This is a genomic window from Nocardiopsis sp. iso_40 (genome assembly GCF_056173285.1).
Window position 1 is genome coordinate 5,476,081 of sequence record NZ_CM149666.1, and the last position, 11,389, is coordinate 5,487,469.

The following is an 11,389-nucleotide window of genomic DNA, read 5'->3' on the forward strand; positions in this document are numbered from 1 at the left end:
GAACCCTCGTGCCCACCCGTAACCGCCTTCGCTCGAATCCCGTAGCCGGACCATTCTCCCGGAGCCGGGCCCCGGCCGTGCCCCGGCCCCTAGCCGGTCAGGAGTGCGGAGGTCATCGCCTCCATGGCGATCTGCGGATGGACGTTGGCCGCGATCCGCTCCCGGCAGGTCATGATCGCGTCGATCCGGCGGAGCGTGGACTCCGGCGTGCCGGAGCGGGCGATCCGGTCCAGATCACCGGAGCGCTCGGCGGTGGACAGCTCCACCGTCGCACCCAGCTGGAGGGCGAGCACGTCCCGGTAGAAGGCGGCCAGGTCGAGCAGGGCCCGGTCGTAGGAATCCCGTTTGATCCGGGTGGCCCGGCGCTTGTGCCGCTCGTCCAGGTCCTTGAGCGCCCCCGCCGCCCCACGGACCGCCCTGGCCACGCCCTTGCCCGTCGAACCCTCGCCGAAGGCCGCCTTGAGCTCGCTCTTCTCCTTCTCGTTGAGGGCCGTGGTGAGCGCCTTGGACTCCTCCTCGGCGATCTCGTACAGGCGCGCGGCCGCGGTGACACAGGCGCCGAGGCCGTCGAGCCGGGCCGGGATGGACAGGACCTCCTCCCGGCGGCGGCGCGCTTCCGGGTCGGTGGCCAGCTGCCGGGCCCGGTCGACCCGTCCCGCGGCGGCGCGGGCCGCGGCCCCGGCCTCGGCGGGGTCAACCCCCTCCCGCTGCACGAGGGCGTCGACGATCTGCCGGGTGCCGGGGGTGGCCAGGGTGACCAGGCGGCAGCGGGACCGGATGGTGATGAGGAGGTCGTCGGGGGTGGGCGTGCACAGCAGCCACACGGTCCGCGGCGAGGGTTCCTCCACCGCTTTGAGGAGGGCGTTGGAGGCGGCCTCGGTGGCGCGGTCCGCGTCCTCGAAGAGCACGATCCGGAAGTTGCCGCCGGAGGGTTTGGAACCGGCGCGGAGCACGAGGTCACGGGTGGCGGCCACGCCGAAGCTCAGGCCGCTGGGCCGCACGTAGAGCATGTCGGGGTGGGTGCCGGTCAGCACCTGGTGGCAGGAGTCGCAGTGCCCGCAGCCCCCGTCCCGGCACTGCAGGGCGGCGGCGAAGGCCCGCGCGGCCTCCTCCCGCCCGGACCCCGGGGGTCCGGTGAACAGCCAGGCGTGGGTCATCCCCGCGCCGGTTCCGCCGGCGAGGAGGTCGGACGCGCCGGCGACGGCGCGGTTCAGCTGTGCGCTCGCCGCATCCTGGCCGACGAGGTCGTCGAAGACCGTCAAGCTTGCCCCCCGAGCCGCGTGGAATGTCTGCTCCCAGGATAGGAGCCCCCGATGACACCCGAACCGTTTTCCACAGGCCCCCTTCAACGCTGATCGCGCCGCCCCCGGACGGTCCGGCGGCGGGGCGATGAGTTTCGCCCCCTCGGCGGGTCAGTTCCCGTGGAAGGAAGGAGTCCCCATGAGCGAACCGACGCCCGTGACCGACGTCTGCCCGGATTTCAGCAGCAGCGGAGCATCCCCGGTCCCCTGGGACCGGGCCCGAGCGGTCCTGACCGAAGCACCCCTGTACTGGGTGACGACCGTGCGCCCCGACGGCCGGCCCCACGCCGCACCCCTGCTGGGCGTGTGGGTGGACGGCGCCGTCTGCTTCTGCACCGGACGGGAGGAACGCAAGGCGCTCAACCTGGCGGCGAACCCGCACTGCGCCATCAGTACGGGGGACAACCGGCTGGAGGGCGGACCGGACGTCATCGTCGAGGGCACCGGGGCCCCGGTGGACGATCCGGCCGGACTCGACCGGATCGCCGGGGCCTACGAACGCAAGTACGGCACCGCAGTCACCGCCGAGGACGGTACCTGGTACGGGCTCGGCGACTCCGTGCGGGGGAACGCGGTCCTGGCCGTCCGGGTCACCCCGGTGAAGGCCTTCGCCTTCGGCAAGGCGCCCGTGTACAGCCAGACCCGCTACACGTTCCCCTGAGCGGCGGAACCGCACCGGCGCGTACGGCGTGAGGGGCCCTCCCCTGGTGGGAAGGGCCCCTCACGCCGTCGAACGGGTAGTGCCGGGTCCTACTCGGGCCTGATCACCGGAATCATGCCGGTGACCGCCTCGGAGCTGGAGTCGACCGGGTCGGGCAGCAGCGGACGCATCCGCCGCTGGATCTGCCTGGTGATCCTCTCCTGCGGTTCGCGGGCGTCGAGCACCAGGTAGCGGTCGGGGTTCTCCTCGGCCAGCGCCCGGAAGCCCCTGCGGACCCTGTTGTGGAAGTCCACCGACTCGGCCTCGATGCGGTCGGCCGGTCCGCCCAGACGGGACAGGCCGTCCTCGGGCCGCACGTCGAGCAGCACTGTCAGGTCCGGGACCAGGCCCTGGGTGGCCCACGAGCTGATCGTGCGGATCTCGTCCACCTCCAGAGAGCGCCCGGCCCCCTGGTAGGCGAGCAGGGAGTCCACGTAGCGGTCACTGATCACCACGGCGCCGCGGCGCAGCGCCGGAAGGATCTCCTGTTCCACGTGGTCGGCCTTGTCCGCGGTGTACAGGAGCACCTCGGCGCGGTCGGTGATGTGCGAGTTCTCCCTGTCCAGCAGGATGCCGCGCAGGCGCATGCCGAGCTTGGTGGCGCCCGGCTGGCGGGTGCCCACCACCTCGAAGCCCTGGTCGCGCAGCCACACCGTCAGTTCGCGCACCTGGGTGGACTTGCCCGCGCCCTCACCGCCCTCGATCACGATGAAGGCCCCGGTGATCGGGGAGTCCTCCTCTTCCTCCTCGACGGCGGGGGTGACGCCGCGCAGGGCCGCGAAGAGCTCGGGGAGCAGGCCGGGACCGGCCTCCGGGTCCTCCCGGTTGGCCTGCGTGTAGGCGACGACGGCCGCGACCAGCGCGACCAGTCCGCCCGCCATCAGCACCAGGCCGCTGCCGTGCAGGTCGTAGGTGAGCGGACCGCCGAGCGGGATCTCGTGGTCACCGGCGAACCCGGCGGCCAACGGGGCCAGGACGGCGCCCAGGAGCACGGCCAGCCGACCGGTGCCGTGCAGCAGGGAGAACGCGGCGTCGCGCTGGTCCTCCTCGACCTCCACTCCGATCAGGGAGGTCCCTGTCACCCAGGCCAGGCCCGCGCCCAGGCCCAGCAGGAGGACCAGGACCGCGGAGAGCACCATGTCGGCGATCGCGCCGGTGAAGAGCAGTGCCAGGGCGGTCAGGACGGCGGCCAGGCCGAGGAGCCGGCGGCGGCTGAACTGCTTGAGGACCCGCGGCCCGGAGACCAGGCCCAGACCCAGGCCCAGGAAGAGCGCGGCGACCAGGACGCCGAAGCCCGCGTTGCCCGCGCCGAGGTCCTCCACGTGCGGTCGGCCCGCACCGAGGACGAGGCCGCCCGCAGCCGCGGTGGCCGCGAGGCCGGTGACCACGCCGCGCACGAGTGGTCCGCCGCCGACCGCGGTCCGCCCGGCGAGGACCGCGCTGAGGATGTTCGCGTCCCGGCTGGGGCTCAGCGAGTCCCTGGACACCGTGTGCTTGGGCAGCGGCAGCCCGGCCGCGACGATCGCCGCGACGAAGAAGGTGAGGGCGTTCAGGTAGAGGGAGACGTCGGCCCCGGGGTTGGCCATGGACGGCACCAGCGCGCCCAGCAGGTTGCTGACCGAGGCGAGCACCGCGAACAGCAGGGCGGCGACCGGAGCCGCGCCGTAGGTGGCAAGCAGGGTCAGCCTGTCGGCCTGGCCGAGCATGCGCTTGGGCACGAGGCTGGGGATCGCGGCGTCCCGGGCGGGCGTCCAGAAGAGGGCGGTGATCTCCGCGAGCAGGCTCGCGATCAGCAGCCACTGGAGCGCGAAACCGGAGGCCAGCAGTCCCACGACCGGGATGGAGGCGTAGAGGAGGCCCCGCAGGACATCGCCGCCGACCATCGTCCACCGCCGGTCCAGGCGGTCCGCCACGGCCCCGGTGAGGGGACTCAGCAGGACCGAGGGGGCGAGCTTGACGGCGACGACGCCGGTCACGGCGAGGTACTGGACGAGGGTCGGGCTCTCGGCGGTGAAGACGGCCGCGAGGGACACCAACGCCAACAGGCTCAGCCAGTCCCCCAGGCTGGAGAGGGAAAGCGAGATCCACAGCCTTCTGAAGGGTGTGATCGCGAGGACGTTCTGCGCCTCGGCCGGCGCTCCCAGGGGTGCAGATCTGCTCATAGCGCTCAAGATTATCGATGAGGGGGATAGGAACTGACAGGCGTCGGTCGCCCATCCAGGGAATCGGGGGACACGTCCAAGGGTCACACACGATTCTGTGTCCCCAGCCGTCACGCACAGACTAGTACGGAAGATCATCCCCGAACAGGGGGTGAGGCGGCGTATCCGCCGTGGTGCCCCGGAACACTCACCTGGGCGCCCCCGTGTGGGAACGCCCAGGTGAGAAAGAGGGTCCGCGGCCCGCGACCGCCCGGCCCGAACGGCAACGGAGACCGGACGGGCACCGTGACCGCCGGCGCCGGAGGGCTCAGTCGGACTTCTTCGCGTCCGTCTTCGGCTCTCCGGTCTTCTTGGCGGCGGTCCTGCGCGCCGTCGTCGCCTTCTTGGTGGCCGCGGTGGTCGTGGTGCTCTTCTTCGCCGCGGGCTTCTTCGCCGGCGCCTTCTTCTTGGCGGGAGCCTTCTTCTTGGCGGGGGCCTTGGCCCGGCGGTCGGCCAGCAGCTCGGCAGCGCGCTCGTCGGTGATCGACTCGACCTCGTCGCCCTTGCGCAGGGAGGCGTTGACATCCCCGTCGGTGACGTAGGGGCCGAAGCGGCCGTCCTTGACGACCATCTTGGCGCCCGAGGCCGGGTCCTCCCCGAGCTCGCGCAGCGGCGGGGCGGCCGCACGACGGCCGCGCTGCTTGGGCTGGGCGAAGATCGCCTGCGCCTCCTCCAGGGTGACCGTGAACATCTGCTCCTCGGTCTCCAGGGAGCGGCTGTCGGTGCCCTTCTTCAGGTACGGGCCGAAGCGCCCGTTCTGAGCGGTGACGTCCTCGCCGTCGAGCTGCCCCACCACGCGGGGCAGGGACAGCAGGCGCAGCGCGTCCTCCAGGGTGACCGTGTCCAGGTCCATGCTCTTCAGCAGCGAGCTGGTGCGCGGCTTGACCTTGGCCTTCTTCGACTTGCTCTTGGCCCCGCCCTCGGCCTCCTCCGGCTCCGGGACGACCTCGGTGACGTAGGGGCCGAAGCGCCCGGACTTGGCCACGATCGTGCGGCCGGTCTCCGGGTCGACGCCGAGCTCCCGGTCGCCGCTGGGCTGGGCGAAGAGCTCCTCGGCCTTGGCCTCGGTCAACTCGTCCGGGGCCAGGTCCTCCGGCACGTTCACCCGGACGCCGTCGCGGTCCAGGTAGGGGCCGTAGCGCCCCACCCGCAGCACGATGTCGGTTCCGGGCAGCGGCAGGGAGCTGACCTCCTTGGGGTCGATCTCGGAGAGGTGGTCGCCCACCAGTTCCTTGAGGCCCGTCTCCTGGTTGCCGTCGACGTCCTGGCCGCCGAAGTAGAACCGGCGCAGCCAGGGCAGGCTCTCGGCCTCGCCCCGGGCGATGTCGTCGAGGCTGTCCTCCAGGCGGGCGGTGAACTCGTAGTCCACCAGGTTGCCGAAGTGCCGCTCCAACAGCTGCACCACGGCGAAGGCCAGGAAGGACGGCACCAGCGCCGTGCCCTTCTTGAACACGTAGCCGCGGTCGAGGATGGTGCCGATGATCGAGGCGTAGGTGGAGGGACGGCCGATCTCCCGCTCCTCCAGCTCCTTGACCAGGGTGGCCTCGGTGTAGCGCGCGGGCGGCCGGGTGCTGTGCCCCTCGGCCTCCAGGTTCTGCGCCTTGACCGGGTCCTCCTCCGCCATCGCGGGCAGACGGCGTTCGCGGTCGTCCAGGTCGGCGGCCGGGTCGTCGGACCCCTCCACGTAGGCCTTGAGGAAGCCGTGGAAGGTGATGACCTTGCCGCTGGCGCTGAACTCGGCGACCTCGCCGCCGGTGGAGGCGCCCTCGATACGCACGGTGACGGACTCGCCGACCGCGTCCTTCATCTGGGAGGCGACGGTGCGCTTCCAGATGAGCTCGTAGAGCCGGAACTCGGGGCCGGACAGCCCGGTCTCGGCGGGGGTGCGGAAGCTCTCGCCCGCGGGGCGGATCGCCTCGTGCGCCTCCTGCGCGTTCTTGACCTTCTTGGCGTACACGCGCGGCTTGTCCGGCAGGTAGTCGCCGCCGTACAGGCGCCGCACCTGGTTGCGGGCGGCGTTGACCGCGCTGTCCGACAGCGTGGTGCTGTCGGTACGCATGTAGGTGATGTGACCGTTCTCGTACAGCCGCTGGGCGACCTGCATGGTCTGCTTCGCGGACAGGTTGAGCTTGCGGGACGCCTCCTGCTGGAGGGTGGTGGTGCGGAAGGGGGCGTAGGGCGAGCGGCGGTAGGGCTTGCGCTCCACCGACCTCACCGCGAACCCGGCCCCGGCGAGGCGCTCGGCCAGGCCCCGGGCCGCCGCCTCGTCCAGGTGGCGTACGTCCCGGTCGGCGCGAATGGTGCCCTGGGAGCTGAAGTCGCGTCCGGCCGCGATCCGCTTGCCGTCCACGGACACCAGGGTGGCGGGGAAGGTGGCGGGACCGTCGGAGACACCGGCCTCGGTGGCGTCGAACACCGCCTTGAGGTCCCAGTACTCGGCGGAGGTGAACGCCATGCGCTCGCGTTCGCGCTCGACCACCAGCCGGGTGGCCACGGACTGCACACGGCCCGCCGAGAGCTTCGGCATGACCTTCTTCCACAGCACGGGGGAGACCTCGTAGCCGTAGAGGCGGTCCAGGATGCGCCGTGTCTCCTGGGCGCTGACCAGACGGGTGTTCAGGTCGCGCGTGTTGTTCGCGGCGTGCTGGATGGCGTCCTTGGTGATCTCGTTGAAGACCATCCGGCGGACGGGGATCCTGGGTTTGAGTTCCTCGCGCAGGTGCCAGGCGATGGCCTCGCCCTCGCGGTCCTCATCTGTGGCCAACAGGAGTTCGTCGGCGTCCGCCATGAGCTCCTTGAGCTTCTTGACGTGCGCCTTCTTGTCGGTGTTGACGACGTAGAGCGGTTCGAAGTCACCGTCCACGTCGACACCGAGCCGCGCCCAGGGCTGCCCCTTGTACTTGGCGGGGATCTCGGCGGCCTTGGTGGGCAGGTCACGGATGTGGCCGATGCTGGACTCCACGACGTAGCCGCGACCCAGATAACCGGCGATGGTCTTCGCCTTGGCAGGCGACTCGACGATGACGAGGGCGGTACCCGCCCCCTGGCTTCCGCTGTCCTTCGAGCCGTTCTTGCCGGCGCTGCCCTTCTTGGGTGGCACGCTGTTTCCCCTACGTCTAGCCTTACGTGTTCTGTCGGCCTCGGTCCTTCGGCTCCCGTGGGAACCGACAGTAACCGAACTACAGGCACTCCCCCGTCGGTGAGCGGGTCCGTTCCCCCGTTCGGGGAGGACCCTTCCCGGGATCCGGACCGCCGTCCACCGGCACCCGCAGAATAAGCGCTACCCCGACCGGTACCGGCCCGTAACGTGCGCTCCCGGCCGTGGCGGCGCTCTCCTTCGGGCCGTTACCGACTCTGACGAGCACCTCTAACACCTCGTCATGGTGACTTGCCTCACACTTAGGGGCTCAGGGTGTCTGTGCCTCCAGAATGCGGCGAGTCCTCCCGGATATTCCCGGGAGGACTCGGCTCACGTCCTGAGCTCGGCCGTCACCTCCACCCTCCCGCAGTCCACCGCGTTCCATAACGGAACGGGAGCGCGGAGGCGACCCACCGATCTCGGCTCCGGACGCACACGGCACCTCGGTGCCGGTCGCGGGGACACAGTCCCGGCCACGGCGTCCGCCTCACCCGGGAGTCCGGCTTCCCGCAGTCCACCGCGTTCCATAACGGAACGGGAGACCGCACTCCCCTGGTCCGGCGGGCGTCCGTGAACGGGCACGCCCCCGCTCAGGTCCTCTCGGACCCGTGCTGGCCCCTACAGGCCGACGCCGGCAGCGCCCAGCAGGTCACCGACGGGGTCGACGGAAGGCATCTCGGCGGCCTCGGGCAGCTCGTCGGCGCGCTCCGGAGCGTGCTCCTCCACCGACTGGGCCGCGGTCTCGCTCAGGTCGTAGCTGACCGGCAGCATCTCGGAGACGGGAACCTCGGGCAGCTCGCCGACCACCGGCGCACCGTCGAGGGCGGAGCTCTGCGCCTCGGTCCCGGCGCTCTGGTGGACGACCTTGGAGTCGCTGCCGGTGGAGGAGGCACCCGCCACACCCGCCACGGCGCCGACCGCGTTGCCCGCGACGTTCACCGGGACGTCGGCGTCGCCCACGAGCTGGTTGCCGCCGACCAGCGAACCGTTGCCGGAGGTCGCGATGTCGTGCTCGGCCTCCTTGACCACGGCGTCGCTGTCGGTGGCGGCCGCGCCCGCGACCCCGCCGACGGCACCGACGGCGTTGCCGGCCACGTTCACGGGCACGTCCAGGTCCAGGACGGCCTGGTTCCCGCCGAGCACGGAGCCGTTGCCGGAGGTCGCGATGGACTGGTGCTCACGGACCGGGGCGGACTGGCGCAGGACGCCCGCGTCCACACCGGAGGTGTCGGGCAGGAGCGAGGCGTTCTCGACCGCCTCGGTGACCACGTCGGTCGCGGTGAGCTGACCTGACTGGTGCTCGACGGGAGCGCTCTGGTGCTCACGGACGATCGCGTCGGCGTCGGTGGCGGCCGCACCCGCGACCCCGCCCAGGGCACCGATCGCGTTGCCGGAGACGTTCACGGGCACGTCCAGGTCGCCCACGATCTGGTTGCCGCCGATGAGCGAGCCGTTGCCGGAGGTCGCGACCTCGGGGTCGTCGTGCTTGTGGTGCTTGTGGCCGTGCCCGTCGCGCAGGACCTTGGAGTCGCTGCCGGTGGCGGAGGCGCCCGCGACGCCGCCCACGGCGCCGACCGCGTTGCCCGCGACGTTCACCGGGACGTCGCCGTCGACGACCAGCTGGTTGCCGCCCAGGACCGAGCCGTTGCCCGAGGTGTGCACCTCGTCGTGGTGGTGGTCGATCACCTTGGCGTCGGATCCGGTGCTGGAGGCACCCGCCATCCCGGCCACGGCGCCGACGGCGTTGCCGGTGACGTTGACGGGGACGTCCGCGTTGAGGACCGCCTGGTTGCCGCCCAGCACGGAACCGTTGCCGCTGGTGGCCGCGTCGGTGTCGGCGAAGGCGACGCCGCTGCCCAGGGCGACGAAGCCGGCCGCCATGAGCACGGACTTCGCGGAGGTGCTAGCCCACTTACGCATGTGGGAAGTCCTTTCGAAAAACGAGTTGATGAGAAGGTGTCGTGCACGGGCCACAGGCCGTTCCGCACCCCTGGGTGGGGCGCGGGCCTTCGGCCGGGGCCGGGGATCATCCGGTCGGCTCCGCACCTGGTCGGTACGTGGTCTGCCGGTCTGTCGGGTGCGGTCTCGTCACGTCTGCGCTGGCTGCGTACGGACGCTCACACCCCGTCGATCAGCTCCGCTCTGGTTGAGCGGCGGCTGACGTGAACCCCGAGCACGTGGCCTCGGCCGGTGCTGCGGGACTCGCGTCAACCCCCGGGCCGCACGGCCCGGGCGGCTGATCAGGCCCGGTTCCTGCGGCGCCTGCCGAAGAGCAGGAGCCCGGCGCCGGCGGCGACCGCGAGGACGGCGGCGGCGACCAGCCCGACGAGGGCGCTCTGGTCGGCACCGGTGACCGCGAGGCGGCTCTCGTCGGCGGGCGGGGCGGACGGGGAGGCGGACTCGGAGGGCTGTTCGGAGCTCTCCTCCTCCGGCTGCTCCTCGCGGTCCTCCTCTTCCTCCTCCGGGGCCTCCTCCTCGGGGCTCTCCTCGGGAGCCTCCTCCTCGGGGGACTCCTCGGGGGCCTCCGGCTCCTCTTCCTCCTCGTCCTCCTCGGGGTCGTAGCCGTCGTAGCCCGGGTGGGGGTCGGAGGGGGCGTCGGTCACCTTGGCGTCGCTGCCGGTGCAGTCGGCGCCGGCCAGACCGAGTACCGCGACGGAGTTCCCGCAGGCGTTGACCGGGGCGTCGAGGTCGAGCTCTACCTGGTTGCCTCCGCCGATCGACCCGTTGCCGCTGGTCGTGGTGTCGGCGTGGGCGATGCCGTGGGTGGTGGCGATCAGACCTGCGGCCACGAGGGTGGCGACTCGGAGATGGGTTGACTGGGTCATCGGCTGTCCTTTGGTCGACGAGGAGGTCTACTGGCTACTCGTGTGACCGCGGACGGATTCCCGGCATGGGAGCCAAGGGAAGGAGAGCACGCCCACCGAGAAGGGGTGAGGCGGCTGTGCGCAGGGCGCACGGACCGGCCGCGGTCTGGAGCGCGACTAGTCGGGGGAGAAGGAGGGGTCGTCCGCGGCGTCGCGGACAACCAGGGTGGGGTCGCCGGGCAGGGCGACCCGCTGGGCCCGGAGCGCCATGTGACCGGCGCGGGCCATCAGGAACCCGGCTGCGCCGGGTGTCGGGAAGGACGGGGCGGAGGCACCAGTGGTGTCCGGCCCGACCTGGTGGTGGGAGCCACCGCCGATGAGGCGGATGCGCTCGGCCGAGTCGTCCCCGGAGTCCGCGCGGTCATCGCTCTGGGCGGCCTCGTTGGCCACCCGCCAGGAGGTCTCGGCGACGTGGGCGGCGACATCTCCGTCGACGCGCACCACACGACCGTCCCGGTCGCCGCTGTCCCGCTCGTCCCGTTCCCGGTCGCCGAGCTCGTCCTCGTCCGCCTCGGCGTCGGAACGCTCGTCGGCGGGCGCGGCCGCGGACTCCTGCGCGGAGCCCAGGATCGGCAGACCCAGGGGGCCGCCGGACTCGGTCGCGGACTCGATCCCGTCCCGGCCGACCGTTTCGGTCAGGCCCTCGGTGACGCCGTCGACCAGTGTGGTCTCACGCAGGGACTCGTCCGTGGACTCGACCACGCCCTGCCCGGTGCGGGCGACCCCGGTGACGAGGCCGGTGGCCCCGCGCGCCGTGTGGTCGACGGTCTGGCCGGTGTCGTGGACCACCTCGTTGGCGACCGTGCCGACCGTGCTCTCCTCGATGGTGGAGGTGGCTCGGGACGCGGTCTCGGAGATCCGGGCCTGGCGGAGTTCTTCGGCGGCCTGACCGGTGCGTTCGGTGATCTCACCGACGCCCAGGACGTCGCTCCGGAGTCCGCTGGGCTCGGGGGAGGTCTCGCTGTGCGCGACACCCACTCCCCCGGCCAGCCAGGCCACGGCGACGATGCCGGACAGGAGCAGCAAGCGGGCGTAGAAGCCACGGGCGTCACGAGCAGCGCGGCTGGAGGAAACCAACCACCCTCGGCTCGCGAGCACCATGGATGCCCCTTCGTTTCGCTACTGCTGGACGGTCCCGTGCGGCGGCGCCGCTGACGGTCGTACGACGGAGCCCCGAAAAGAGG

Annotated in this window: 7 protein-coding genes; 1 reads left to right on the top strand and 6 read right to left on the bottom strand. The window is 71.8% G+C overall.

Going from position 1 to position 11,389, the window contains the following annotated elements; translation table 11 throughout:
• Nucleotides 1-89 precede the first annotated feature (89 nt).
• Nucleotides 90-1,262, bottom strand: a complete 1,173-nt coding sequence (locus AC0VYD_RS23865) for a DNA polymerase III subunit delta' (RefSeq protein WP_475477560.1) — start codon at nucleotides 1,260-1,262, stop codon at nucleotides 90-92.
• Nucleotides 1,263-1,440: 178 nt separating this feature from the next.
• Here AC0VYD_RS23865 and AC0VYD_RS23870 point away from each other — a divergent pair, with 178 nt between their 5' ends.
• Nucleotides 1,441-1,962 (top strand): pyridoxamine 5'-phosphate oxidase family protein, encoded by a 522-nt coding sequence (locus tag AC0VYD_RS23870; protein ID WP_475477561.1) that lies wholly within the window; start codon nucleotides 1,441-1,443, stop codon nucleotides 1,960-1,962.
• 89 nt (nucleotides 1,963-2,051) lie between these two features.
• Here AC0VYD_RS23870 and tmk read toward each other — a convergent pair whose 3' ends face one another.
• The 5 genes from tmk to AC0VYD_RS23895 form a co-directional block, all read right to left on the bottom strand.
• On the bottom strand, nucleotides 2,052-4,163 hold the full coding sequence (gene tmk / locus AC0VYD_RS23875; protein ID WP_475477562.1) for a dTMP kinase: 2,112 nt from the start codon (nucleotides 4,161-4,163) through the stop codon (nucleotides 2,052-2,054).
• A gap of 307 nt (nucleotides 4,164-4,470) precedes the next feature.
• On the bottom strand, nucleotides 4,471-7,302 hold the full coding sequence (gene topA / locus AC0VYD_RS23880; RefSeq protein ID WP_475477563.1) for a type I DNA topoisomerase: 2,832 nt from the start codon (nucleotides 7,300-7,302) through the stop codon (nucleotides 4,471-4,473).
• Between the two features lie 657 nt (nucleotides 7,303-7,959).
• Nucleotides 7,960-9,261: a hypothetical protein gene (locus AC0VYD_RS23885; protein ID WP_475477564.1), complete on the bottom strand. Its 1,302-nt coding sequence runs from the start codon at nucleotides 9,259-9,261 to the stop codon at nucleotides 7,960-7,962.
• 320 nt (nucleotides 9,262-9,581) lie between these two features.
• Nucleotides 9,582-10,166 carry a chaplin family protein gene (locus AC0VYD_RS23890; protein ID WP_475477565.1) on the bottom strand — a complete coding sequence of 195 codons (585 nt, stop codon included), beginning with the start codon at nucleotides 10,164-10,166 and terminating at the stop codon, nucleotides 9,582-9,584.
• A 156-nt stretch (nucleotides 10,167-10,322) separates the two neighbouring features.
• Entirely contained in the window at nucleotides 10,323-11,306 is a 984-nt protein-coding gene (locus AC0VYD_RS23895; protein WP_475477566.1) for a hypothetical protein, read from the bottom strand.
• Between the last annotated feature and the right edge of the window lie 83 nt (nucleotides 11,307-11,389).